Source organism: Myxococcus sp. NMCA1, assembly GCF_026810205.1.
Taxonomy (GTDB): Bacteria; Myxococcota; Myxococcia; order Myxococcales; family Myxococcaceae; genus Myxococcus; species Myxococcus xanthus_A.
In genome coordinates, this window is sequence record NZ_CP113950.1 from 2,663,431 (window position 1) to 2,689,225 (window position 25,795).

Annotated in this window: 17 protein-coding genes; 6 read left to right on the forward strand and 11 right to left on the reverse strand. The window is 69.4% G+C overall.

The genetic code is table 11. From position 1 onward, the window contains the following. Window positions 1-61: 61 nt before the first annotated feature. Complete coding sequence (locus OZ403_RS11570) at window positions 62-1,723, reverse strand: hypothetical protein (protein ID WP_237078220.1); 1,662 nt, start codon at window positions 1,721-1,723, stop codon at window positions 62-64. 315 nt (window positions 1,724-2,038) lie between these two features. Between OZ403_RS11570 and ybaL the strand changes: the two genes are divergently transcribed. Both ybaL and OZ403_RS11580 read left to right on the forward strand, forming a co-directional pair. Beyond that, window positions 2,039-3,790 carry a YbaL family putative K(+) efflux transporter gene (ybaL, locus tag OZ403_RS11575; protein WP_268784223.1) on the forward strand — a complete coding sequence of 584 codons (1,752 nt, stop codon included), beginning with the start codon at window positions 2,039-2,041 and terminating at the stop codon, window positions 3,788-3,790. A gap of 169 nt (window positions 3,791-3,959) precedes the next feature. Continuing rightward, on the forward strand, window positions 3,960-5,759 hold the full coding sequence (locus OZ403_RS11580; protein ID WP_268784224.1) for a DUF4215 domain-containing protein: 1,800 nt from the start codon (window positions 3,960-3,962) through the stop codon (window positions 5,757-5,759). Window positions 5,760-5,853: 94 nt separating this feature from the next. On the opposite strand, the gene OZ403_RS11585 is transcribed toward OZ403_RS11580, so the two are convergent. The 7 genes from OZ403_RS11585 to OZ403_RS11615 all read right to left on the reverse strand — a co-directional run bounded on the left by OZ403_RS11585 (window position 5,854) and on the right by OZ403_RS11615 (window position 17,329). Continuing rightward, window positions 5,854-9,321 carry a methylmalonyl-CoA mutase family protein gene (locus OZ403_RS11585; RefSeq protein ID WP_268784225.1) on the reverse strand — a complete coding sequence of 1,156 codons (3,468 nt, stop codon included), beginning with the start codon at window positions 9,319-9,321 and terminating at the stop codon, window positions 5,854-5,856. Window positions 9,322-9,397: 76 nt separating this feature from the next. Continuing rightward, window positions 9,398-10,381 carry a methylmalonyl Co-A mutase-associated GTPase MeaB gene (gene meaB, locus OZ403_RS11590; protein ID WP_268784226.1) on the reverse strand — a complete coding sequence of 328 codons (984 nt, stop codon included), beginning with the start codon at window positions 10,379-10,381 and terminating at the stop codon, window positions 9,398-9,400. Continuing rightward, window positions 10,378-12,570 (reverse strand): methylmalonyl-CoA mutase, encoded by a 2,193-nt coding sequence (gene scpA / locus OZ403_RS11595; protein ID WP_140789492.1) that lies wholly within the window; start codon window positions 12,568-12,570, stop codon window positions 10,378-10,380. Before scpA ends, meaB begins: the two co-directional genes overlap by 4 nt. Next, window positions 12,570-14,459, reverse strand: coding sequence for a methylmalonyl-CoA mutase subunit beta (locus OZ403_RS11600; RefSeq protein ID WP_268784227.1), 1,890 nt, complete (start codon window positions 14,457-14,459; stop codon window positions 12,570-12,572). The genes scpA and OZ403_RS11600 overlap by 1 nt, the downstream gene beginning before the upstream one ends. An 80-nt stretch (window positions 14,460-14,539) precedes the next feature. Next, a complete protein-coding gene (locus OZ403_RS11605; protein WP_268784228.1) occupies window positions 14,540-15,307 on the reverse strand; it encodes an RNase H family protein in 768 nt (255 codons plus the stop codon). Between the two features lie 55 nt (window positions 15,308-15,362). Next, window positions 15,363-16,004 carry a DsbA family oxidoreductase gene (locus OZ403_RS11610; protein WP_268784229.1) on the reverse strand — a complete coding sequence of 214 codons (642 nt, stop codon included), beginning with the start codon at window positions 16,002-16,004 and terminating at the stop codon, window positions 15,363-15,365. A gap of 251 nt (window positions 16,005-16,255) precedes the next feature. Then, window positions 16,256-17,329, reverse strand: a complete 1,074-nt coding sequence (locus OZ403_RS11615) for an NAD(P)H-dependent flavin oxidoreductase (RefSeq protein WP_268784230.1) — start codon at window positions 17,327-17,329, stop codon at window positions 16,256-16,258. 194 nt (window positions 17,330-17,523) lie between these two features. On the opposite strand from OZ403_RS11615, the gene OZ403_RS11620 reads away from it, so the two are divergent. From OZ403_RS11620 to OZ403_RS11630, 3 genes are all read left to right on the forward strand, one after another. Further along, window positions 17,524-19,959 carry an ABC transporter permease gene (locus OZ403_RS11620; protein ID WP_268784231.1) on the forward strand — a complete coding sequence of 812 codons (2,436 nt, stop codon included), beginning with the start codon at window positions 17,524-17,526 and terminating at the stop codon, window positions 19,957-19,959. 188 nt (window positions 19,960-20,147) lie between these two features. Further along, window positions 20,148-20,600, forward strand: coding sequence for a hypothetical protein (locus OZ403_RS11625; RefSeq protein ID WP_140797837.1), 453 nt, complete (start codon window positions 20,148-20,150; stop codon window positions 20,598-20,600). 114 nt (window positions 20,601-20,714) lie between these two features. Beyond that, complete coding sequence (locus OZ403_RS11630) at window positions 20,715-21,380, forward strand: Gfo/Idh/MocA family protein (protein ID WP_140797838.1); 666 nt, start codon at window positions 20,715-20,717, stop codon at window positions 21,378-21,380. Here the strand turns inward: OZ403_RS11630 and OZ403_RS11635 are convergent. From OZ403_RS11635 to OZ403_RS11645, 3 genes are all read right to left on the reverse strand, one after another. Further along, window positions 21,377-21,730 carry a DUF488 domain-containing protein gene (locus tag OZ403_RS11635; protein WP_268784232.1) on the reverse strand — a complete coding sequence of 118 codons (354 nt, stop codon included), beginning with the start codon at window positions 21,728-21,730 and terminating at the stop codon, window positions 21,377-21,379. The genes OZ403_RS11630 and OZ403_RS11635 overlap by 4 nt on opposite strands. An 882-nt stretch (window positions 21,731-22,612) precedes the next feature. Continuing rightward, complete coding sequence (locus tag OZ403_RS11640; RefSeq protein ID WP_140789508.1) at window positions 22,613-24,919, reverse strand: hypothetical protein; 2,307 nt, start codon at window positions 24,917-24,919, stop codon at window positions 22,613-22,615. A gap of 56 nt (window positions 24,920-24,975) precedes the next feature. After that, a complete protein-coding gene (locus OZ403_RS11645; protein ID WP_140789510.1) occupies window positions 24,976-25,446 on the reverse strand; it encodes an FBP domain-containing protein in 471 nt (156 codons plus the stop codon). An 85-nt stretch (window positions 25,447-25,531) separates the two neighbouring features. Here OZ403_RS11645 and OZ403_RS11650 point away from each other — a divergent pair, with 85 nt between their 5' ends. Continuing rightward, complete coding sequence (locus tag OZ403_RS11650) at window positions 25,532-25,750, forward strand: hypothetical protein (protein WP_020477591.1); 219 nt, start codon at window positions 25,532-25,534, stop codon at window positions 25,748-25,750. Window positions 25,751-25,795 lie beyond the last annotated feature (45 nt).

Below are 25,795 nucleotides of genomic sequence, written 5' to 3' on the forward strand. Positions count from 1 at the left end.
GCCTCGTGCAACCCGGGCATCGTTCCGGGTGCGGCGGGGTGTCAGGGTGTGTCCCTTGCCATCAGGGCGCGGTGGTCGTGAGCGGAAAGTCCGCGCGCGCCCAGGCCGTCTCGAAAGCGGCGCGGGTGCGAGCCGCTTCCTCCTGACGTCCCTGCGCTTCGAGCGACTGCGTCAAGCCGAACAGGCCCCAGCCATTCTTCGGGTTGCGCCGCAGGTCCTCGCGGTAGACGGCCTCCGCTTCCTGGCTGCGCCCGGCCTCCAGCAGTGCGGCGCCCTGGTAGTGGCGCACCGGATAGAACCAGTCCGCGGGCTCGGCGTAGGAAAGCCGGTCCGCGGCGTCGACGGCTTGACGCCACAGCGTCAGGGCCTGGGGCCGGCCCTCGGCCTGGGCCACGCGGGCCTCCAACACGCGCACCGCGACGCCCAGCACGTCCTTCGCGGTGTTGAGGTTCGCGGCCATTGTCGGAGGCACGGTGCGGGCCAGTTGTCTCAGCTCGGCCAGCTCCGCGCGGGCTTGTGGCAACTGCCCCGTGGCCGCCAGCGCCATGCCGTGCGCGTGGAGCCAGAGGCCCGTCTGGACGGGGTACTTCGGGTTCGGGCGGGGCTCGGCCAGGAGGCGCTCCCAGTCCCCGAAGCGCACCATGGCGAACAGCGGCTGGGCCACGAAGAAGTCCATTCCCGGCATCATCGTGAGCAGCTCCGGCGGGAAGTGTTGCGCCGAGGCCCGGGCCGCCTCCAACGTCTCCTGCTTCCGCCCCTCCATGGACGCGGAGTACGCCAGGAAGCCGAAGTTGTGGGACGTGTACATGGGGTAGACGTGACCGAGCGGCTTCGCCTCCTTCTGGTAGGCTAGGTCCGCCGCCGCCGCCTTCCGATTGCTTTCCGAGGCATCCGCGTAGCGGCCCACGCGCTGGTAGATGTGGGCCGGCATGTGGACGATGTGCCCCGCCCTGGGCGCCAGCGTGCCCAGCCGGTCCGCGGAAGGCTCCGCCTTCTCCGGGTGTGGCGAGGCCTCCACCGCATGGATGTAATAGTGGTTCGCGCCCAGGTGGTTGGGGTCCCTGGCGAGCACGGACTCCAACGTGGCGACAATCTGCTCCGTGCCCGGGGCCGGCGCCCCATCCAGCGACCACAGCTTCCAGGGATTCCGGTCCATGAGGGCCTCGGCATGGAGCGTCTGCACGTCCAGGTCCTCTGGGTGGCGCGCGGCCACGCCCGCCATGGCGCTGGCATAGGCATCATTGAAGGGGGTCATCTTCTCCGGTGGCAGGGCCTCCGGGCCGGGATAGCGCTGGACGAGCGCGGCGATGAGGGACTGCTCCACTGGCGTCGTGCGGGGGGCGAGCCGCCGGGCGCGCTGGAGAGCGTCCCAGGCGGCGGGCGCATTCTCCGCCAGCATGGGCATGTTGTAGTTGGGGCCCAGCACCAGCGCGACGCCCCAGAAACACATGGCACAGGTGGGGTCCAGCTGCGTGGCTCGGGCGAACGAGCGTGCGGCCTCGTCGTGGTTGAAGCCATACGCCAGCCGCAGGCCCTGGTTGAAGAAGGCCTGGGCCTGGGGTGAGGCCGTGGTGACCTGGCGTTCGTGCGTCCCCAGCCCGTCGAGCAGCAACGCGCCGTCTGCCAGGGAATCCAGGGTCGGGGCCGAGTGCTCCGCGGCAGCGGCGGACGTGCCGGCGAGCGCCAGGGCCAACATCAAGACACAGGGCAGGGGGGCACGCATGGGGGACCTCCGCGGGGATGTGCTCTTTCCTCAAGCTGGGGACACGCCGACGCACCGCCTATGGGGTGACATGGCGCGTTGCCTACTCGAAGTGATGCTTGGCGAGCACATCACTCACCGCCTGCGGATGAGGGTTGGGAACGAGCCCGCGCCGTAGTAGATTCCCGCCCGGCGGAATCTCACTGCATCAGCGCGAGCGTCCGCTCAAGACCACCCATGCTCGAAAGGTGTTCGAGGGTTCCGCCCCAGGGCCGGATTCCTCGCTGCGCCGCTTTTTCATACCCCCTTCCGCGTAACGCCCAGGGAGATTCCGCCGTGCCTCACGACACCACGCTTATCGCCACCATCGCAGTTGGACTCGGACTGGCCTTCGTTGGTGGGTTCGTCGCACGCTGGCTGAAGCTGCCACCTTTGGTGGGCTATCTCCTGGCGGGCGTGGCCGTGGGGCCGTTCACGCCGGGCTTCGTCGCGGATGGGGGCCTTGCCGGTCAGTTGGCGGAGATTGGCGTCATCCTGCTGATGTTCGGCGTGGGGATTCACTTCTCCATCAAGGACCTGCTCGCCGTGCGCAATATCGCGGTGCCGGGCGCCGTCGTGCAGATCGCGGCGGCCACCGTGATGGGGACCGTGGTCTCGTACTGGTGGGGTTGGGGCCTGGGCGCGGGCCTGGTGTTCGGCCTCGCGCTGTCCACCGCCAGCACCGTGGTGCTGCTGCGCGCCTTGGAGGAGCGGGGCATCCTCGATTCGGTGAATGGCCGCATCGCGGTGGGTTGGCTGATTGTGGAGGACCTGGCGATGGTGCTCGCCCTGGTCCTCCTCCCCGCGCTGGGCAACGTCCTTGGCTCCGCCGACACGCAGACGTCCGCGACGGCGGCCACTGGAGACAGCCTCATCTGGACCCTGGCCCTCACGCTGGGGAAGGTCTGCCTCTTCGTGGCGCTGATGGTGGTCGCCGGCACGCGGCTGGTGCCCTGGATGCTGACCCAGGTGGCCAAGACGGGCTCCCGCGAGCTGTTCACGTTGTCGGTGCTGGCGGTGTCGCTGGGGATTGCGTTCGGGGCCGCCGCGCTCTTCGGCGTCTCCTTCGCGCTGGGCGCCTTCTTCGCGGGCGTGGTGGTCAGTGAGTCGGAGCTCAGCCACCGGGTGGCGGAGGATTCGCTGCCGCTCCAGGACGCGTTCGCGGTGCTGTTCTTCGTGTCGGTGGGAATGCTCTTCGACCCGATGGTGATGGTGAAGCAGCCGCTCCAGGTCCTCGCCGTGCTGGGCATCATCGTCCTGGGGAAGTCGCTGGCCGCCTTCTTCATCGTGTTGGCGTTCCGCTACCCGGTGAACACCGCCCTCACGGTGTCCGCGAGCCTGGCGCAGATTGGGGAGTTCTCGTTCATCCTGGTGGGACTGGGCGTCACGCTCGGGCTGCTGCCGAAAGAGGGGCAGAGCCTGGTGTTGTCGGGGGCCCTGCTGTCCATCACCCTCAACCCGCTCGTCTTCAAGACCATTGATCCACTGCTGGCGTGGCTGCGCCGGCACCCAAGGTTCGCCGCGCGCATGGACCCCGAGGAAGACGAACTGTCTGACCTGCCCATTGGGATGGGGGACGTGCAGCTGCGCGATCACGCGGTGTTGATTGGCTACGGGCGCGTGGGCGGCGTGATTGGCCAGAGCCTGACGGAGCGGAAGATTCCCTTCGTGGTCGTGGAGCAGAACCGCGAGTACGTGGAGCGCCTTCGTGAGGAGGGCGTGCCCGCCATCTATGGGGACGCCGCGGTGCCCGGCATCCTGGAGCACGCGCACCTGGATACGGCGTCCATCCTCATCGTCGCCACGCCGGACGCGTTACAGGCCCGCGCCATCGTGGAGCAGGTGAAGGGCGTGAATCCGTCCCTTCCCGCCGTGGTGCGTACGCATGGCGACGAGGAGCGGGACTACCTGGAGTCGCTTGGCGTGGACCGGGTGGTGATGGGCGAGCACGCGCTGGCACGGGGCATGTTGGACTATGTGCTGGAGCGGCTGGCCGCACTGAAGGCCCGGCCTCTGCTGCCGGCACCCGCGGACGCCGTGGTGCCTTGAGGCCCGCGGGAACTGGGGTGCTGTTCCCTCGCGAGACGTCGGGCGTGCAACCGCCTCGCCCGGCGTGTGGTCGCTGACCGCCAGCGGCTGCTATTGACAGTCCGTGCGGGCTGCTTTCACCATCGGTTTCATGGTGAACAGCGAGAGCCGATTGTCGGCCGCAAAGCGAATGCTTGCGGTCTTGGCGCTGGTCCTTTCGGCGTGTGGTGGAGACACGTCTCCGGAGCCAGATGGCGGTGTGACGCCGGATGCATCCATCCCCTCCGATGCTGGCGAACAGCCGGAGGATGGAGGCGCTGACGTCGATGCTGGCTCCGAGCCCGACGCGGGTGCCGAGCCCGATTCCGGGACGGAGGGTGATGCAGGGACAGAGCCCGATGCAGGGACGGAGCCCGATGCAGGGACGGAGTCCGATGCAGGGATGGAGTCCGATGCAGGGACGGAGTCCGATGCAGGGACGGAGTCCGATGCAGGGACGGAGTCCGATGCAGGGATGGAGTCCGATGCAGGAACGGAGCCCGATGCGGGCTCGCACGTCTGTGGTGACGGCGTGGTGCAGGCGTCGGAGCTGTGTGACGACGGCAATGCCGCGGCCGGCGATGGCTGCTCGGCCACGTGCCGCGACATTGAACCCGGGTGGGTCTGTCCGGTCGCGGGTGGGCGCTGTTCCGCGGCCATGTGTGGTGATGGCATCCTCGCTGGCGCCGAGGAGTGCGAGGACGGAAACGTCATCAATGGCGATGGCTGCGACTCCATGTGCCGGCTGGAAGATGGCTGGCACTGCCCCACGGTGGGCACGCCTTGCTCACGTACCGTCTGTGGTGACGGTCAGGTCCAGGGCACCGAGCAGTGCGACGACGGCAACCACGACTTTGGTGACCGCTGTCTCCCCGACTGCCGTCGCGAGCCGCGTTGCAGCGGCGGTGTCTGCGAGGACGTTTGTGGCGATGGAGTGATCCTGTCGGGCAACACGGAGGAGTGCGATGACGGAAACCTTCGTGCGAATGATGGCTGTTCGCCGGAGTGCAAACTCGAGCCGGGCTTCGCCTGCGTGAGCATCGAGGAGGAGCCGCCCCAGGAGGTTTCCCTCCCCATCGTCTACCGGGACTTCCGAGGGTACGACCTGCCGGCCGGGCAGGGGCTGACGCGTGGGCACGTCGACTTCCAGAACAAGAATGGCGTGGAGCGGGGCATCGTCCAGAGCACGCTCGGCGTGGATGGAAAGCCCGTCTACGCGAAGGAGGGGCAGCCCTCCACGACGACCCACGGCCGGACTGCGTTCGACCAGTGGTACCGCGACGTCCCTGGTGTGAACCGCGCCGTGGTCTCTTCGATGACCCTGGCGCATACGGGTAATGGCGCCTACCAGTTCGACGACCAGACCTTCTTCCCGCTGGATGGGCTGGGCTGGGTGGCGGCGGGATTCGAGCCGACGCGCCCCGATTTCGATTCGGCACCGCGCAACTTCCACTTCACCAGCGAGACGCGCGCCTGGTTCGAATACAAGGGCACGGAAGTGCTGTCGTTCCGCGGCGACGATGACGTGTGGGTGTTCATCAACGGCCGCCTGGCATTGGACCTGGGCGGTGTCCATGGCGCCGAGGCGGGGGCCGTCACGCTCTCCGCTCGGGCCGCGGAGCTGGGACTGGCGCCTGGCCGAATCTATGAGGTCGCCCTCTTCCAGGCCGAGCGCCACACGAGCGGGTCGTCCTATCGGCTCACGCTCAACAGCTTCAGCACGCGCCGCACGGAGTGCGTCCCGTTCTGCGGTAACGCGGTCATCGACGAGGGCGAGGCGTGTGATGACGGGCTGAACACCGGGGCCTACGGCGGGTGCACCGCCGCATGCCAGTTGGCGCCCCGCTGCGGCGACTCCGTCGTCCAGCAGTCTGAGGGTGAGGAGTGCGACGACGGCAACACCGCCAGCCGCGACGGGTGCAGCGCGACCTGCAAAGTGGAAGTGGGCTGAGTCGTCGTGACACGAAAAAGGCCGAGGCGCGGCAAGCGCCTCGGCCTGTGAGTCTCATCGCCGCCTCCGCCCGGACGGGGACGCGGCATCAGGGCTACATGTTGCGCCGGTACTGCCCGCCCACCTCGTACAGCGCGCGAGAGAGCTGGCCGAGCGTGCAGACCTTACAGGCGTCCATCAGCGCGGCGAAGATGTTGCCGTTGTCCAGCGCCGCGCGGCGCACGGCCTCCAGGGCCTTGGGCGCCGTCGCCTCGTTCCGCTTCCAGAAGGCATCGCGCGAGGTGATGGCGTAGTTCTTCTCCTCCGTCGTCGCGCGGATGACCTCGGGCGGCGTCACCGTCGGAGAGCCCTTGGGGTCCAGGAACGTATTCACCCCGATGATGGGCAGCGTCCCGTCGTGCTTCAGCGTCTCGTAGTAGAGGGACTCTTCCTGAATCTTGGAGCGCTGGTACATGCGCTCCATGGCGCCCAGCACGCCACCGCGCTCGGAGATGGCGCGGAACTCCGCCAGCACCGCCGCCTCCACCAAGTCGGTCAGCTCCTCGATGATGAACGCACCCTGGCTGGGGTTTTCGTTCTTGGAGAGGCCGAACTCCTTGTTGATGACCAGCTGGATGGCGAGCGCGCGGCGCACGCTCTCCTCGGTGGGCGTGGTGATGGCCTCGTCGTAGGCGTTGGTGTGCAACGAATTGCAGTTGTCGTTGAGCGCGAGCAACGCCTGCAGCGTGGTCCGGATGTCGTTGAAGGCAATCTCCTGCGCGTGCAGGCTCCGGCCAGACGTCTGGATGTGGTACTTCAGCTTCTGCGAGCGGTCATTGCCGCCGTACTTGTCCCGGATGGCCTTGGCCCAGATGCGGCGCGCCACGCGGCCCAGCACGGCGTACTCCGGGTCCATTCCGTTCGAGAAGAAGAACGAGAGGTTGGGCGCGAAGTCGTCGATGTCCATGCCCCGCGACAGGTAGTACTCGACGAAGGTGAAGCCGTTGGCCAGCGTGAAGGCCAGCTGGGAGATGGGGTTCGCCCCGGCTTCCGCGATGTGGTAGCCGGAAATCGACACCGAGTAGAAGTTCCGGACCTTCTGGTCGATGAAGTACTGCTGGATGTCGCCCATCACCCGCAGGGCGAACTCGGTGGAGAAGATGCAGGTGTTCTGCGCCTGGTCCTCCTTCAGGATGTCCGCCTGCACGGTGCCGCGCACCGACTGGAGCGTCTTCGCGCGGATGCGCTCGTAGACGTCGCGCGGGAGCACCTCGTCGCCGGACACGCCGAGCAGCAGCAGGCCCAGCCCGTCGTTGCCCTGCGGCAAGTCACCCTGGTAGCGGGGCCGCGGCAGGCCGCGCTCGCGGTAGAGGGCATCAATCTTCTTCTCGACCTCGTCGACCTTGCCGTTCTCGCGAATCCACTTCTCGCACTGCTGGTCCACCGCGGCGTTGAGGAAGAACCCGAGCAGCATCGGCGCGGGGCCGTTGATGGTCATGGACACGGACGTGGACGGGTCCGCCAGGTCGAAGCCGGAGTAGAGCTTCTTCGCGTCGTCCACGTTGGCGATGGACACGCCCGAGTTGCCCACCTTGCCGTAGATGTCCGGCCGGTGGTCCGGGTCCTCGCCGTACAGCGTCACCGAGTCGAAGGCCGTGGACAGGCGCTTGGCGGGCAGGCCCCGCGACACGTAGTGGAAGCGCTTGTTGGTGCGCTCCGGGCCGCCCTCGCCGGCGAACATGCGCGCGGGGTCCTCGCCCTCGCGCTTGAGCGGGAAGACGCCCGCGGTGAAGGGGAACGCTCCCGGGGCATTCTCCCGCAGCAGCCAGGTGAGGATGTCGCCCCAGTCTTCATAACGGGGGAGGGCAATCTTGGGGATGCGCAGGTGGGAGAGCGTCTCCGCGTACAGGTCCAGCTCGATGACCTTGTCGCGGACCTGGAACTGGTACTTGGACGCGGCGTACCGGCGCTTCGTCGCGGGCCACTCGGCCAGCAGCCGCCGGCAGTCGGCGTGGAGCCGCGACTCCAAATCCTTGTACAGCTCCACCAGCTCGCTCAGGTAGGCGGGCTCGCCCTCGACGTGCTCGGTGACCTGCACCGTGTCCGAAGGGCCCTTGGGCTCGACGATTTCCAGGCGCTTCTTGCCCACGTTGGTGCGCAGCGCCTCGATGGTGCCGTGGAGCTGGTACATGCGCCGGGCAATGGCGGCCTGGGCCTTCACGAAGCCGTCATAGGACTCACAGGCCTCGACGATTTCCGCCAGGTAGCGCGTGCGCTCGGGCGGGATGATCCACTTCTTCTCGCTCATCCCCGGCGTGAGCTCGAAGCCGGACTTGAGCGGCGCGCCCGTCTTCGCGGAGATGGTGTCCATGAGCGCCCGGTAGAGCTGGTTCATCCCCGGGTCGTTGAACTGCGAGGCGATGGTGCCGTACACGGGCACCGCGTCATCGGCGGTGGTGAAGGCGTTGTGGTTGCGCTTCCACTGCTTGCGCACGTCGCGCAGCGCGTCCAGCGAGCCGCGCTTGTCGAACTTGTTGATGGCGATGACGTCCGCGAAGTCGAGCATGTCGATCTTCTCGAGCTGCGTCGCCGCGCCGTACTCCGCCGTCATCACGTAGAGCGCCACGTCGGAGTGCTCGGTGATTTCGGTGTCGGACTGGCCGATGCCGGAGGTCTCCACCACGATGAGGTCGAAGCCGGCGGCCTTGCAGATTTCGATGGAGTCGCCCACGTGCTTGGACAGGGCGAGGTTGCTCTGGCGGGTGGCCATCGAGCGCATGTACACGCGCGGGTTGTCGATGGAGTTCATCCGGATGCGGTCGCCCAGGAGCGCGCCGCCGGACTTGCGCTTGGACGGGTCCACGGAGAGCACGGCGAGCGTCTTGTCGGGGAAGTCCGCCAGGAAGCGGCGCACCAGCTCATCCACGAGGCTGGACTTGCCCGCGCCGCCGGTGCCGGTGATGCCCAGGATGGGCACGCGCGGCCCCTTGGCCTGGATATGCGACATGGCCTCGCGCAGGGGCTCTCCCTGGGACGCGAAGTTCTCCGCGATGGTGATGAGCGGGGCAATCCGGGACGGCTCACGCATCGAGGGCGCATCGAGCAGGGGCGCGAAGTCCGCCGGCCGCTTCTCGAAGTCACACTGGGAGATGAGGTCGTCAATCATCCCCTGCAGGCCCATGGCCCGGCCGTCGTCCGGCGAGTAGATGCGCGTGACGCCGTAACGGTGGAGCTCTTCAATCTCCGACGGGAGGATGGTGCCGCCGCCGCCGCCAAAGACCTTGATGTTGGCCTTCCGCTCGCGCAGCAGGTCAATCATGTACTTGAAGAACTCGACGTGACCGCCCTGGTAGGAGGTGATTGCGATGCCCTGCACGTCCTCCTGGATGGCGCAGTCGACAATCTCAGCCACCGAGCGGTTGTGCCCCAGGTGGATGATTTCCGCGCCCGAGGCCTGCATGAGGCGGCGCATCACGTTGATGGCGGCGTCATGCCCGTCGAACAGGGAGGCGGCCGTCACGATGCGGACGTGGAAACGAGGCTTGTAGGGCTGGGGAACGGGTGTCTGCTGGACGTTTCGCACGGCGCGTACAGTAAGAGCGCCGTTTGCGTCGAGGCAAGGGATTGGAGCGTGACTGACCGCTCCTCGACGCGGGCTGTCAGGCCCTCGTTTCAGGGAGGAACGCGCCCAGCACCCGCAGTGCGGCCGACGTCGGTGTCGTACGCCCTTCGCGCACGTCCGCCTCCAGCGTGGGCACCAGTGCGGACACCTCGGGGTGCGCACGCAGGGCCGCCCGGAGGCCGTCCTGCACCATGGTCCACATCCACTGCACCTGCTGCGCCTTGCGGCGGCGCTCCATCGCGCCGGAGGCCGCGCTCCGCCCGAGCTGCGTGTCGACGGACGTCCACAGCTTCTCGATGCCGCTGCCCTCCAGGGCACTGCAGGTGGTGATTTCCGGCTCGGCGCCTGGCCGCATCAGGTGCAACGCGGCGCGTAGCTCGGAGCGGGCCCTTTCGGCGCGCGGCTTGTTGTCGCCGTCCGCCTTGTTGATGGCGAGCATGTCCGCCACCTCGAGGATGCCGCGCTTGATGCCCTGCAGTTCGTCCCCGGCGCCCGCCAGCATGAGCACCAGGTAGAAGTCCACCAGGTCGGCCACCACCGTCTCCGACTGGCCCACGCCCACCGTCTCCACCAGCACCACGTCGAAGCCCGCCGCTTCGCACAGGAGCAGCGTCTCGCGCGTCTTGCGCGCCACGCCGCCCAGGGTGCCGCTGGACGGGCTGGGGCGGATGTATGCGGCTTCCTCGCGCGACAGCCGCGCCATGCGCGTCTTGTCACCCAGGATGCTGCCGCCGGACACGGTGCTGGACGGGTCGATGGCCAGCACCGCCACGCGCTTGCCGGCGTTCACCAGGTGCATGCCCAGCGCGTCGATGAAGGTGCTCTTGCCCACGCCCGGCACGCCGCTGATGCCCACGCGCCGGCTGCCACCCGTGGCGGGGAGCAGCCGCGTGAGGACTTCCTGGGCGAGCACCGCGTGGCGCGGCAGCTCGCTCTCCACCAGGGTGATGGTGCGCGCGAGTATGGCGCGGTCGCCCGCGCGCACGCCGTCCACATACGCGTCCGCGGACAGCAGCTTCACGCCTCTTCCTCCAATGAAGCAGCCAGCTTGTCGAGCAGCTCGATGGCCGCCTTGGAGATGACCGTGCCGGGGCCGAAGATGGCCGCGGCGCCCGCGGCGCGAAGCGCGTCGTAGTCCTGCGCGGGGATGACGCCGCCCACGACGACCATGATGTCCTCGCGGCCCAGCGCCTTGAGGGCCTGCTTGAGCTGCGGCACCAGCGTCAGGTGGCCGGCGGCGAGCGAGCTGGCACCCACGACGTGCACGTCGTTCTCCACGGCCTGCCGCGCGGACTCCTCGGGCGTCTGGAACAGGGGGCCGATGTCCACGTCGAAGCCCAGGTCGGCGAACGCGGTGGCGATGACCTTCTGGCCGCGGTCATGCCCGTCCTGCCCCATCTTCGCGATGAGGATGCGCGGCCGGCGGCCGAAGCGCGCGAGGAACGCGTCCGCCTTCGCGCGCGCGTCGATGATGCCCGTGGCGTCCTTGCCCGCTTCGCTGGAATACACACCCGTCACGCTGCGCACCGTGGCCTCGTAGCGCCCGAACACCTTCTCGAGCGCGTCGCTGATTTCGCCCACCGTCGCCTTGGCGCGAGCCGCGTCGATGGCCAGCGCCAGCAGGTTGCCCTCGCCGCGCCGGCCCGCCTCGGTGAGTGCGTCCAGCTTGCGGCGGACGTCCTCCGCGTTGCGCTCCGCGCGCAGCTCGCGCAGGCGTGCAATCTGCGCCTCGCGCACCGCCGAGTTGTCCACCTTGAGAATCTCGATGGAGTCCTCGCGCTCGGGCGGGTACTTGTTCACGCCGATGATGGCCTGGCGGCCGGAGTCGATGCGCGCCTGGGTGCGCGCCGCCGCCTCCTCGATGCGCAGCTTGGGCAGGCCGGCCTCGATGGCCTTCGTCATGCCGCCCAGCGCTTCGACCTCCTGGATGTGGGCCCACGCCTTGCGCGCCAGCTCGTGCGTGAGGCGCTCCACGTAGTAGCTGCCACCCCACGGGTCGATGACGCGCGTGGTGCCGCTCTCCAACTGGAGGTAGAGCTGGGTGTTGCGGGCGATGCGCGCGCTGAAGTCCGTGGGCAGCGCGATGGCTTCGTCCAGCGAGTTGGTGTGCAGGCTCTGCGTGTGACCCTGGGTGGCGGCCATGGCCTCCACGCAGGTGCGCACGACGTTGTTGAAGACGTCCTGTGCGGTGAGGCTCCAGCCGGACGTCTGGCTGTGGGTGCGCAGCGCCAGGCTCTTGTCCGTCTTCGGGGAGAAGCCCTTGATGAGCTTCGCCCAGAGCAGGCGGGCGGCGCGCATCTTGGCCACTTCCATGAAGAAGTTCATGCCAATGGCCCAGAAGAAGGACAGGCGCGGCGCGAAGGCGTCCACACCCAGTCCCGCCGCGAGCCCGGCGCGCACGTACTCCACGCCATCCGCCAGCGTGTAGCCCAGCTCCAGGTCCTGCGTCGCCCCGGCTTCCTGCATGTGGTAGCCGCTGATGCTGATGCTGTTGAAGCGCGGCATCTTCTCCGCCGTGAAGCGGAAGATGTCGCCGATGATGCGCATCGAGGGACCGGGCGGGTAGATGTACGTGTTGCGGACCATGAACTCCTTGAGGATGTCGTTCTGGATGGTCCCGCTGAGCTGCTCGGGGCGCACGCCCTGCTCCTCGGCGGCGACCACGTAGAGCGCCAGCACCGGGAGCACGGCCCCGTTCATCGTCATGGACACGCTCATCTGGTCGAGCGGAATCCGGTCGAACAGGATGCGCATGTCCTTGATGGAGTCGATGGCCACGCCCGCCATGCCAACGTCACCCGCCACGCGGGGATGGTCGCTGTCGTAGCCCCGGTGCGTCGCGAGGTCGAAGGCGATGGACAGGCCCTTCTGCCCCGCCGCGAGGTTGCGGCGGTAGAAGGCGTTGGAGGCCTCGGCCGTGGAGAAGCCGGCGTACTGCCGCACCGTCCACGGCTGCTGCACGTACATGGTGGAGTAGGGGCCGCGCACGAAGGGCGGCAGGCCCGGCAGCGAGCCCAAATGCTCCACGCCCTCCATGTCCTCGCGCGTGTACACCGGCTTGACGGGGATGCCCTCGGGCGTGTCCCAGCGCTCGGCGTTGCGCGTGGCCTCGCCGGCCTGACGCAGTTGCTGGTCGCGCGCGGGCGCGGCGGAGTGCGTTTCGGGGGCGTCGAAGTCGATGCCCGAGAAGTCCGGTACGTGGGGGCGCATCAGGCCACTCCGAGCTGCTGGTGCAGTGAGGACAGGAGCGAGAACAAATCCGCTCCCGCGTAGAAGAAGACGTCCACGCCGGCCGCGCGGAAGGCGGCCTCGTGGTCACCGGGACGGCCCGCCACCGCCACCGCGCGCGCGCCCTTCGCCTTCAGCGCCGCCGTCAGCGCGGGCACCCATTCCGGATACAGCGCGTCCGGCCCGGAGATGACGGCCAGCGTCGCGCCCGACGCCGCGAAGCGGGCCGCCGCGTCGGCGACGTCCGCGAAGCCGTGCGCGTCCGCCGGCTCGAGACCGCCCGCGGCCAGGACGTTGGCCGTCCACGTGGAGCGGGTGGTGTGCTCGGCGACCGTGCCCAGGCTGGCCAGGAAGGCCTTCGGGCGCGCACCGTGCGCGGCGAGGTAGCGGTCGCTCGCGTCGCGCAGCGTCTCGAAGGACTCGGCCACGCGCACCGGGCGCAGTGGAAGGGGCCCCGACGTATCGGGCGCCGCGGACGCCGTGGCGCGGGACTGCCGCTGGACGGGCGTTTCACCCAGGTGGGGGAACTCACTCACGCCGACAATGGGCAGGCGGCGGGTGCGCACGGCCTTGTCGCGCGCCGTGCGCGTCTCCGCGAGCACGCGGGCCACGTCGCCGCTCGTGAGCGCCTGCTCCATGCCGCCCAGCGCCTCGATGCGCCGCAGCTCGGTCCATGCCGCGCGAGCGATGTCCTGCGTGAGCTGCTCCAGGTAGTAGCTGCCGCCCGCGGGGTCGGCGACGCGGTTGAGGCTCGACTCGTCGCGCAGGATGAGCTGCGTGTTGCGCGCCAGCCGGCGAGCGGACGCGTCGGGCGTGCCCAGGGCTTCGTCGAAGGGCGAGGTGCTGACGCTGTCCGCGCCGCCGACGACGGCCGCGAAGGACTCCGCGGTGGCGCGGAGGATGTTCACCCACGGGTCCCGCTGCGTCTTCGTGGTGCTCGCGGTGCGCGCGTGCAGCACCATGGCCTGGGCCTCCGGCGAGCCGCCACACGCCGCCACGGCCTTGGACCACAAGAGCCTCGCCGCGCGCAGCCGGGCAATCTCCGGGAAGAACTGTCCACCCACGGACACCGCGAACTGGATGGAGCGCGCCGCGACGTCGGGGGAGACGCCCGCGCGCTCCAAGCCACGCAGGTACGCCACGCCCGTGGCGATGGCCCAGGCCAGCTCGTGCACCGACGTGGCGCCCGCGTCCGCGTAGGCGCGCGTGGACACGAGCAACACCCGGAGGCCGGGCGCGGCTTCACGCAGCGAGGTGACCAGGGGCGCGGCCTGGGCCAGCGTCGCGTCCAGTCCCGCGGGCAGCGAGCCGGTGCGAGCCAGGATGCCGAGCGGATCCACGCCGAGGCTGCCCTTCAGCGCGGCGCGGGACACCCCCGTCTGCTCCGCGACGTGGAGCAGGTGGTGGGCGGAGGCGAGCGGGTCGGACTCGGGCTCCAGGTGGACGGGCGTCGTGTCCAGCGGCGCATGGGCGAGCAGCCGCCGCAGCGCCTCGGCATCCGGTACGCGAACGCCGTGCGTGTCGCCCAGGTGGAGCCACACGCCCCAGCCGCCCCGGTCCAGGTCCGTGCGGATGGCCTCGGCGGCCTGCGTCACGTCCGGCTCGCTGTACTCCTGGCACACCACCCATCCACCCTCGGTGAGGCCCAGGGCCTGGGTGCCGCGCACGTAGGGGGCCACGCCGGGCGGCTCGGGCGGCGCGACGGCGGCGTCCTGCTGCGTGTACAGCGGCTGGAGCGACAGGCCGCCTTCCAGCTGCGATTGGAGCGCGGTGAAGGGCTTGCCCTTCAAATCTCTGTCCACGAGCCGGCGCCAGTCTTCCACCGACGGGGCCGGGAACTCCGAGGCGATATGGAGAGGCTCTTGAGCCATGCTGCGTCCTCGCGGGATGGGAGTGGCACCGACCCATAGGCGCAATGGACCGGCGGGGCAATGGGCTTGGAGGGGCTGCCTCAGTCTTCCGACGGGACGTCCTGCCCCTTGAAGCCCCAGTCCTCCAGCACTTGGGCTTCATCCACTGCGTTCTTTGTCTTCTTGAAGCGGGCGCCGGACACTCCTTTCACCCGGCGCTCGCACGCGGCCCAGGTGGCGTGGCGCTTCACGGAGCCGCCCACCTGGCTCAGGTAGGAGTACGCCTTGGCGGAGGCCTCGCGCTGCTCCTTGGGCTTCTCTGGTGGCAGGGACATGTCCTCCGGCAGGTCATGCACCGCCACGCCGTAGTCCTGGAGCGGACCGGTGTAGAGCCGCGCGTCGCGCCCCTTCGAATAGGCGACGGCGATGGCGTCCACGCGCTCGTTGCCGGGAACGCCCACGTGGCCCCGGATGTAGAACCACGCCACGGCGGCGGCCTCGGCGGCGTGGTTCTCCTTGCGCTGCGCCAGCAACGCCATCAGCCGCTTCCAATAGAGGGTGTTGGCGACCTCGCCGCCCTCGGCCGTCTTCCACCCGCGCCGGCTCCAGCCGAACGCCCACTTGGTGGCGCCCTGAATCACATACGTGGAGTCCGTGTGGATGTGGATGGGGCCCGGCGCGCGCTCCAGGTGGCGCAGGGCCTTGCCCACGGCCGTCAGCTCCATCCGGTTGTTGGTGGTCTCCGGCTCATGGCCGCCCAGCTCCGTCACCAGCCCGTCGGGCGTGATGATGATGCTCCCCCAGCCACCCGGGCCAGGGTTTCCTGAACAGGCGCCATCTGCGAAGACAAGGGTCGGGCGGTGCTCCATGCCGGCACCCTATTCGGCGCGAAGTGCTCCCGCCAGGACGGCGGTGGCCGCGCGCTCAATGCACGGCACTCAGGGAGGGGCCCGGCCGGACGCGCGCGAAGGCGGCGCGAACGGCTTCTTCTGGCTGGGCGCCGTTCAGCAGCAGCACGGGCCCCTTGCCCGCGAGCCGCATGGCCGGGACGCCGCGGATGCCCAGGCGTTGGGCCTCTTCTTCGTCGGCGAGCACGCGCGCGGTGTACCGGTTCGCCTCCAGCGCGCGTGTCATGGACTCGCGATCCAGGCCCACGTCCTCCGCCAGGTCCGCCAGCACGCGCAGGTCTCCAATGTCCCGGCCGTCCTCGAAGAAGGCGCGGAAGAGGGCCTCATGGAACGGAGAGAAAGCCCCGGCGTCCTTCGCGAACTCGGCGGCTTCGAGCGCCAGCCGGCTCCTCGGCTGCACCGGCGGGGGCTTCATCGTCAAGCCCCGCTGCTCGGCCATCGGGTAGACGGCGCGGGCCCAGGCCGACCGCGGTAGCTCGCTCACCGGGGCAAGCGGCCGCGCGGGCGTCGGACGCAGCTCGAACGCGCGCCAGTGGATGTCGAGCTCCGTGCCCAGCCTGGCATGCAACTGCTTGAGGATGGGGAGCTCGAGGTAGCAGAAGGGGCAGACGTAATCGCTCCAGACGTCGAGGCGGACCGGCATGTCCGTTTGGGCCATGGGCGAGGCTCCTTGAAGTCCCCGGCAAGGGACATCCCCTCACGTTGGCCATCCCCGTGCGGGCATGGGCCGCGGTGGCGCCGGTCAACCTGGGGGCCGGCCGGCCGGGCGTGCCCGCCGTGCGGGGCCCTCGACGCGATGCGGCAGGGCCGGCCCTTGATGCTCACGAAGCGACGGGGGCTCAGGGTGTGACGGAGATGGGCGCGCTTATGCAACTGGATGGTCTCTGTCCGGCTGGCGGGCACTCCGCTTCACGAGGCCACCAGTTCCTTGACAAGGGATTCCATCAGCGTCGGCACGGTCCGGTGCCGCAGGTTGGGCGTGGCCTGGCCTGCCCAGAGCGACACGAGGTCCGTGCGGCCCGCCTTGACCGCCGCGGGCTTGAGCTTCGACAGAAACCAGCTCTGGATGGGAAAGGGCGCAAGCGCTGCCTGCTGAGAGGTCATCTCCTCTGTCCACCGATTGCGCATGCCTCGCGCCAGCCGGCCCGTGAAGGCCCGCGTCAAGGTGGTGTGCTTCGCGCGGTCGCTGAAGAGCAGGTCGCGGTGGGCATCCGTCGCCCCTGATTCCTCGCAGGCGAGGAACGCCGTTCCCAGTTGCGCGGCCTGGGCCCCCAGCGTGAGCGCGGCGCGGATGCCCCGGCCATCCGCGATGCCACCTGCCGCGATGACGGGCGCCTTCACCCGGTCGGCGACGAGCGGCGTGAGGGCCAGCGTTCCCATCAGCGAGTCCTCGGCGCGCGCGAGGAAGGAAGGACGGTGTCCGCCCGCCTCGAAGCCCGCGGCCACGATGAGGTCGACACCGGCCGCGTCCAGGGCCTCGGCTTCGGCCAGCGTGGTGGCCGCGCCGGAGGTGAGGATGCCCCTGCGCCGGCACTCCGCCAGGATTGAAGCGGAGGGCACGCCGAATACGAAGCTGAAGACCGGCGGCCGAGCTTCGAGCAGCGCCTCCACCTGGTCCTCGAAGCGATAGTGGAAGCGCTCGGGCATGGCCGGCTTCTCCACGCCGAGTTCGCGGTAGTACGGCTCGAAGAGGCGGTACACTCGGTCGAACGCCTCCAGGCTGAGCGCGTCCCCGCCCGCGTCATGGTCGGAGACCCAGAGGTTGAGCGCGAAGGGCTTGTCCGTCAGCGCCCGAATCCGGTCCGCAACGCGGCCAAGCTCCTCCGGGGGGAGCTGATAGGCCCCATAGGAGCCCAGTCCTCCCAGGTTGGATACCGCCGCCGCGAGGCGTTCGGTGGAGAGCCCGCCTCCGAAGGGGCCCTGGATGATGGGGTGGTGGATGCCCAGCTTCTGGAGGGCTTCGTTCGGTCGCTGCGGGCTCATCGCGGCTCCTTCGGTCGGGAATGGCGGAGGGATAACCGCGGGCACTGGACGGGGTGGGAGAAATGACACGCGGAAGCGGCCGGGATGTCCGGATGCGGGACTCTGATTCCCACTCCCGCGCAACCGGGCTTCTCGCTTCGTCCAGATGGCCTGTACGCCGGGGATGGCACGCGGCATGCTCGGGCGTCCTGGACATGACGATGACCCTTGGCCAGGACCTTCGCTTCGCGCTGCGCCGGCTTCGTGGCAGTCCCACCTTCACGCTGGTCGCGGTGGCCACGCTCGCGCTTGGGATTGGCGCCAACGTCTCCATCTTCAGCGTGGTGAATGCCGTGCTGCTGCGGCCGCTGCCCATGCACGACGACGCGAGTCTGGTGCGCGTGTACAGCCAGCGGATGCAGGGGCCGGGGCCCACCTCCGTGCTGGACTTCATGGACCTGCGGGAGCAGAGCCGCACGCTGAAGGGCCTGTCCGCGGTGGCGCCCGTGGCGATGACGCTGGCGGCGGACAGCGCGGACACCTCGCCGGAGAAGGTGCAGGCGGGGATGGTGACGGGCGACTTCTTCTCGATGCTGGGCGCTCGCGTGCAGTTGGGGCGCGCGCTTCATCCCGATGACGTCCGGCCCGGCGCTCCGAAGGTGGCGGTGATTTCCCATGCGCTGTGGCAGCGGCGCTTTGGCGGGAGCGCCGCCGTGCTGGGGCGCTCGGTGGACCTGGGCGCTCCGGAGCCGTGGATGGTGGTGGGGGTGATGGCGCCGGGCTTCGACTTCCCCGCACGCTCTGAGCTGTGGAGCCCGCTGCTCTGGGAAGAGGGCATGACGAAACCCGAGGGGCGCGGGGCGCACTGGCTGGAGGTGTACGGCCGGCTGGGCCCGGACGTGGCGCTGGCGTCCGCGCGCACCGAGTTCTCCGCCATCGCCCACCGTCTGGCGGAGCAGTACCCCCAGACGAACGAAGGCAAGGACGCGCGCGTGGAGCCGCTGCGCGACGTGCTGGTGGGCAACGTCCGTCCGTCGCTCCTGTTGATGCTGGGCGCGGTGGGGGTGGTGCTGCTCATCGCGTGCGCGAACCTCACGCACCTGCTCCTGGCGCGCGCGGCCTCGCGTGAGGGGGAAGTCTCCGTGCGCATCGCCCTGGGCGCGAGCCGTGGCCGCATCGCCCGCGAGCTGTTGGTGGAATGCGGCGTGCTCGCGGGTCTGGGCGCGGCCGTGGGGCTGCTGGTGGCGATGTGGGCGCTGGATGCGCTGGCCACGTGGGGGCCTCGGGACATTCCCCGCATCGAAGAGGTGTCGCTGGATGGTCCGGTGCTGACCTTCACCGCGGGACTGGCCGTGCTGACCACACTGCTGTTCGGGCTGGTGCCCGCGCTCCAGGCAGGGCGGCTGGATTTGGTGCGTGGATTGAAGCGAGTGGTCGGCGGCGGAGGTGGGAGCGCCCAGGGACACCGCACGCGCTCCGTGCTTGTCGTGGCGGAGACGGCGCTGGCGGTGTTGCTGCTGGTGTGCGCGGGGTTGTTGCTGCGCAGCTTCGTGCACCTGCAACGGGCCGAACCCGGCTTCGACCCCGGGGGTGTGCTGACGGTGAAGGTGGACCTGCCGCCGCTGCACTATGGCTTTGGCACCGCCGCGCCCGCCGCCTTCTACGACACGTTGCTTGAGCGGCTGCGGGCGCTGCCCGGCGTGGAGCAGGTCGGCGCCGTGAATGGGCTTCCATTGGATGGGGCCCGGTGGACTGTTCCCGTGAAGGACCCGCTGCGGCCTGTTCCGGAGGGGACGGAACCCTGGCAGGCCAGCGTGCGCATCGTGACGCCCGGGGCGCTGGAGGCCTTGCGCGTGAAGGTGTTGCAGGGCCGCGGAATCTCGGCGGCGGACCAGGGCGCGGGTGGGCGCGCCGTGCTGGTCAACGCAGCGGCGGCGCGCCGCTTCTGGCCTGGCGAAGAGCCGATGGGGCGCACGCTGGACACCGACATGGACTGGGGCAGCGGTGCCATGGGCGGACGCGTGGTGGGCGTGGTGGACGACATGGCGCTGGAAGGGCTTGGCGCGCCGTCCCTGCCGGAGGTGTACGTGCCTTACGTGCAGGCGCGGACCACGAGCATGGTGCTGCTGCTGCGGACAAAGGGGGCGCCGCTCGACCAAGCCCCCGCGGCTCGCGCTGAGATTCGTGCGTTGGATGCGAACCTGGCGCCAGGCAGTGTCCGCACGCTGGCCTCGGTGGTTGACCGCACGGTAGCGCCGCTGCGCTTCTACTTGCTGCTGGCGGGGGCCTTCGCGGCGGTGGCGATGGTGCTGTCGGCGGTGGGGCTCTATGGCGTCGTGGCCTATGCGGTGCTGCAGCGCACCCGCGAGCTGGGCATCCGCATGGCGCTGGGCGCGCGTCAGGCGCAGGTACTGGGCCTGGTGCTCGGTCGCTACCTGGGGTTGACGGCCTGTGGGCTCGTCATCGGACTGGGGCTGGCGGTGGCCACCAGCCGCGGCATCACGCACCTGCTGAGCAGCGTTCAGCCCACGGACTCACTGACGTACGTGGCCGTGGCGGCGGTGCTGTTGGCGGTGGCCGTCCTGGCGGTGCTGCTGCCCGCGCGCCGGGCCGCGCGAGTCTCCCCCGCGGTGGCGCTCCGGGCGGACTGAGCAGGCGTCCGGGGCCGCTGCGTTTCAACGGGGCACGGCGGTCATCGTCCCGCGAGGAGGGACGGACGACCTTGGGGGCGCGTTCCAGGGGGTGGGTCGCACCGTGGCACCGGCTGGCAACGCCGCGGGGCGTGGTCACGGTTGGCTTCGGAGGCGAGGCGCGCCTTCCTGGACGAAAGGGGTCGGTCATGAAGCTCAAGGTGATTGGGATGATCGCGGGTCTGGCGTGGGGGGGCGCGGCTCTGGCGCAGGGCTCGCAGGATCCGGCGATGCCGCCGGAACCCTCGACGCCACGGGAGCCATCAATGCCGCAGGACCCATCGATGCAGCATCCACCCAGCAGCGGCTCGGAGATGTCCGGCGGCATGGGCGGCAGCCAGATGCAGGGCCAGCAGGAGCTGAGCGGCTCCGTGGTGGCCATGCGGAAGGACAAGCTCTACATCAAGGACGAGAACGGAGCGGTTGTGCCAGTCGGCGTGAACCACTCCACGCAAATCGATGGGAAGACCATCGAGAAGCACCGGGACATCCACAGCCACCTCCGGCGTGAAATCAAGGAGGGGGACCAGGTCCGGACCAAGTTCAACGTGGAGAAGACGACCGAGAACATGGCGTCCTCCATCGAGAAAATGAGCAAGTAGTCCACGCCGCACGCGGGCGGCCGCGGTCTGGAGCGTGACGGTGCAGGTTCACCGCCGCCCCGGCCGCGGCTTCCGCCGTTCCCGGATGCCTGTTGGAGGCGAGGTCCCGCGCCTATGCTGCCGCCGGTCGCGGAGCACGGGCTGGGAGCGCGCAAGCAGAAGATACGGGTGGGCATCATCGGGGCGAGCTCGACTGGCGGTTGGGCGCTGTTCGGACACCTGCCCGCGCTCAAGATGTTGCCGCAGTACGTGGTGACGGCGGTCTGCGCGACGAATCAGGAGCACGCGGACGAGGTGGCCCGCCGCCACGGTGTTCCCCATGCGTTCAACCGGCCCAAGGCCCTGGTGACCCATCCGGAGGTGGACCTGGTGGTCGTCTCCGTGAAGGCGCCCGAGCACGACGCGCTGGTGCGCGCGGCCATCGCCGCGCAGAAGGACGTGTTCTGCGAGTGGCCGCTGGGGACGTCGACGGCCCAGGCCGCCGCGCTCACGAAGCTGGCGGAAGCGGCGAAGGTCCGCACCGTCATTGGACTCCAGCGCCGGCTCTCGCCGGGCGTGCGCTACCTCAGGGATCTGTTGGATGAAGGCTATGTGGAAACCCTGCGCTCGGTGCCGCTGCATGCAGCCAGTCCGATGTATGCGGCGTTCGCGCGTGACGTGGTGGAAGGGACTCGGCTGGCGCCCGACTTCAGCGAGGCGCTGAAGCTGCATCGCCTGCTCGACGCGATTGAGAAGGCGACGGCGACGGGTCGGCGCCAGACGTGGACAGAGCCGCTCTAGTGCGTCCGGGCTGCTTCCACTTCGATGAGCCCGGCCAGAATCGTTCGGTGGCAGACCTGTTCGAGGATGCAGTCCTTTGAACAGAGGAGGGTCACCGTTTCGCCCTGCCGCACTCGATTGGCGAGCGCGGTGATGGCTTCTTGCTGCGACGCCATCTCCTGGAGGTACCGCTCGCGGTAGGCATCCAGGGTGATGGGCGTGCGGCCCTTTCCATAGAAGGCGTCGAAGAGCTCCGGGCTGGGCGCCAGGTTGCTTAGCCACGCGTCCCACGTCTCCTTGGCCTTGGGCAGACCTCGCGGCCGGTAACGGCAGACGAGGACGCGGAAGCCGTCATCTGGCTCGGAAGGCACACACCAACGTTTGGTTTTGAGCGGCATCGCTGGGCAACCCTGAACCGGAGGGACGGTATTCCATCCGCGGTGGACCGGATTTCTTACCGGGACGGAGAGGGCTCTGGCCCCGTTGGCCCGGGGTGATGTCTCCAAGTGCTTGGAAATGCTGGCCTTGGGCCTTGGAACGGCGGCGGCACGCGCCCTGCTATGGGGTGATGCAGCAGCGTGACGGGGCAGTCAGGGCGGCGGGTAGGACGGGCGGCGGGTAGGACGGGGCGGTACGGGCGGCGGGCAGGACGGGGCGGTACGGGCGGCGGGTAGGACGGGGCGGTACGGGCAGCGGGTAGGACGGGGCAGTACGGGCGGCGGGTAGGACGGGGCGGTACGGGCGGCGGGCAGGACGGGGCAGCACGGGCGGCGGGTAGGACGGGGCAGCACGGCAGGACGGGGCGGTACGGGCAACACGCAGCACGGGCGGCGGGTAGGACGGGGCGGTACGGGCAGTACGCAGCACAGGCAGCAGGTAGGACGCGTCGGTAAGGGCAGCACACAGGACGAAGCAGCACGCAACACCAGTCAACGCACGAACGGGCTGACCCAGGCATCACCTCTCAGCAGCCGGTCGCGCTGACACAGGCAGCAGAGCATCACCGGTCAGCAGTCAGTCACGCTGGCACAGGCAGCACAACATCACCGGTCACCGGTCAGTCGCACTGACACCGTCAGCACGCGATGACGCTGAAGAAGCATCGCAGGTCGGCGGGATGGTCGGGCGTGGCGTAGGAGAACGGGGCATTGCAGCCCGTTCAGTCGGACGGCTCGGGTGTGTGGGATGGGCGAGTGGGAGCCGGTCCTCAGCGGAAGAGTTCATTCGCGAGGACCGGTTCGACTCAACAGCGCTCAGAGATTGAAGCCGACGTTACCGACAGAGATGCTCGGCCCGAAGATGAAGGACCATTTACTCGACGGAACGACCGGGTCCAGCGAGGGGTCTCCTCCCGTACGGCGCCGGATGTCTCCGCGGAACTCGTAGGCCAGCCACGCCTGCGCACCCACGGCAGCGCCCGGTCCAATCGGAACGCGCAGACCCAGGCCCAAGACGACCGCGAGCGTCGGCGGGAATTGGATGTCACCCGACTGCGGCACGAGCCCCAGTCCCATCAAACCCGCTTCGATTCCCAGCAGCCGTTCCTGGCCTTCGTTGTTCAGCAAAGCCAGTCGCGACACGACACCGAAGTTGATGGCGAGCTGCCCGGTGGGCTCGGTGGCGCGGTAGAGGCCCGCGGGAATGGCGGCCGTCGTGTAGAGCCGGAAGAGGCCACCGGTGACGATGGCCGTCCACTGCGCGGAAGGCAGGCCCGTGCGGTCCGTCGTGCTCAATGCATAGCGGGACTCGTCCGCCACGTGGGAGACCTGGACGGTGATGCGGTCGTACTGCCCCAGGTTGCCCGGGACGGGGATGTCGCGCTGCTCTCCCTGCGGACGCAGGAACATCCGCTGCTCGACGCCGCTCTCCCCGCGCACCGAGCCATCCGGCTTCGTGACGCTGATGCGGAGCAGGACCTCCTGGTTCCCATCCTCCGGCTTCAATCGCTGACGGTGCACGATGACGCGACAGGTGTTGCGCATCTCGTAGGGAATCCGGTGGGGGCGGCTGGGCTCCAGTTGCTGGTCCTTGCCGTCCTTGTCCGCGCAGACGAACTCCACCAGGTTCTCGATGCGAGCGGGCACGCTGGCTTCGCGCACCACGCGTTGGAAGCGCTCATCCACCATCACCAGGTCGGTGGTGGCCAGCTCCGCGGGCAGCGTGGGAAGCCGGTAGCCGAAGCGCAGCGCCACGAAGGCGCCCGGCGCCGCCTCGCCCTGGATAAGGGTGACGGACTCCCGCGTCGTGACGCTGTAGGCGCCAGGCAAGGGCTCCAGCACGAAGCGCCCCAGGCCCGCGTTGGACGCCATGCTCACCACGGCGGGCCGGTTGGTCGGGATGAAATCGATGGAGCCATGCCCGGGCAGCGCCAGGCTGGCCCGGGGCACGGGCAGGGGCAGCGTCTTCGCCGTCTCCGAGGCCACCACCGTTCCATCCTGCCGCGACGTCAGCGCGGTGATGGTCACCTGCTGGTCGGACGTGCCGCCCGTGCGCAGCAGGACATAGGTGCCCTCCGCCAGCTTCACCACGCGCTCCACGCGGACTCGCAGGCCGTTGACGGTCCACACCAGGGTGCGCGGGTCATGGGCGCAGACTGGATCCAACCGGACCACGAGCGCGGAGTTCTCCGCGCCGCGCAGCACCGAGCCCTCCACTGCCGTGAGGGGACACGCCAGCACGGACAGCGTGGTGGTGATGACCTGGTCGAGCACATCGCCGCGCGAGAAGTAGACACGCGGCACCAGCCGCGCGCGCAGCGTCACCGTGGCATCCACGCCCGGGACGTTGCGCACGGAGATGAAGCCTTCGTCTGGCTCGCAGCGGGCGATGCCGCAGTCGGCGGTGGCAATCGCCTCGGAGTGGCTGACGGGGACGCTGCCCGGCCCCTTCGACACGTCGATGCCGTTGGAGAGCACCAGGGGCTCGGTGAGGATGGTGCGGCCGGGGCGGATGCGGAGCGATTCGGGGTCCACCAGGTTCCCGAGGGCGTCGTAGGTCTTCACGTCTGGCCCGATGCGGCCGTACGGCGGAATCCAGTACAGCGATGTGTCCGTGGGCAGGCCCTGCGGCACGGGCACCGCGCAGTCCGCGAGTCCCCGGGGCTTGGAGGGGGACAGACAGATGTCCTGCCCCTCCATGGCGGGGCGCTCCGGCTCGCCGCGCGGCTTGCCCGACCACGCGACGCCCACGTTCAACAGCCCCACGCCGCGCAGCTCCAGGCGGCCTTCGTCCGGATAGAAGGAGGTCCCTGAGAAGTCGATGCGCGGCAACGGCCCGGTGGCAATCACCGTGACAATTCGCTCACTGGTCGCGCACTGCGCCGGGGTGTCGGCGACCTTGAGGTCCTGCGTGCGCGTGTTGTCGTCCGGCCTGGCGGGCGGATGCACGGAGCGACCATCCGGGCCCAGGCTCCAGCCGTTGCGGACCGGCCCGCAGACGACACCCTGGGCCAGCACTTCCACGGGGCGGCCACCCTCCGGCACTTGCACGACGGGAGCGGCGGCGGCGAGCCCCGCGGCCAGCAGCGAGGCGAGAACGAGGAGGCGGACAGGGGGGGGCATCACTTCGCTAAAGAGCGAAGGATGCCGCCACGGTCAAGCTCGATTGCCCGGCGATATCAGGCGGCGGGCTGCGCCTCGATGCCCAACGCCTCATGCGCGAAACGAAACATTCGTTCATTGAGCTTTCCGAGAAATTCAAGCGGGTGCCGACCGGAGCGGTCCGCCGCGTCCTCCATTTTCTCCCTGCACCGCAGGTCGGCGCAGAGGTTCACCCCCACGCGACGCTTGTTGTCCACCGCTGTGGTGAGCAGGCACACCTCGTGAGCCGAGCCGTAGCTGTGGCACCACTCGCACATGCGGGTGACGGGCTCGCCGCCCAGGGAGTCCCGGCGGAAGATGATGCCAATGGGCTTGCGGCTGCCCGGCGCGGAGAAGATGAGGTACACGCGCGCGCCGGACGTCTCCGTCCAGGCGAGGTAGTCACGCACGAAGAGCGGGAAGGTGATGCCCGGGGGCATCTCGATGACGCGGCGGTCTCTGGGGCGGAAGGATTCGATGAGCGCCCGGTCGTTTTCGAATCGGAACACGGCTGCTCCTTGGAGAACATCTGCCCCTAACAGTGGGGTATGTCCGTTTCCACCGGAACCCACCAGCAAGGCGGGCGCTCGCCCGGTGCGGCATGTGCTCGGCGCGCTGCGCTACCTGGACGGCCGGGCGCTGGCGGCGGTTCTGCACACGTGGCCATTCCCCGCCGCCACGCGCCGGGATAGACATGCCGTGCCGGGCGGTGGTGGGCACCGCCCCTTGAAATCCTTTGGAGGCATCGTGAACTCGCCCCTTGTGCTCGACGCGGTGGAAGTCCTGTTCGCCTCGAGGGCGCAGGCCGCCTAGCCGGCCGCGAAGCTCTGTCACAGCGCGGCCGTGCGCTCCTCGGGG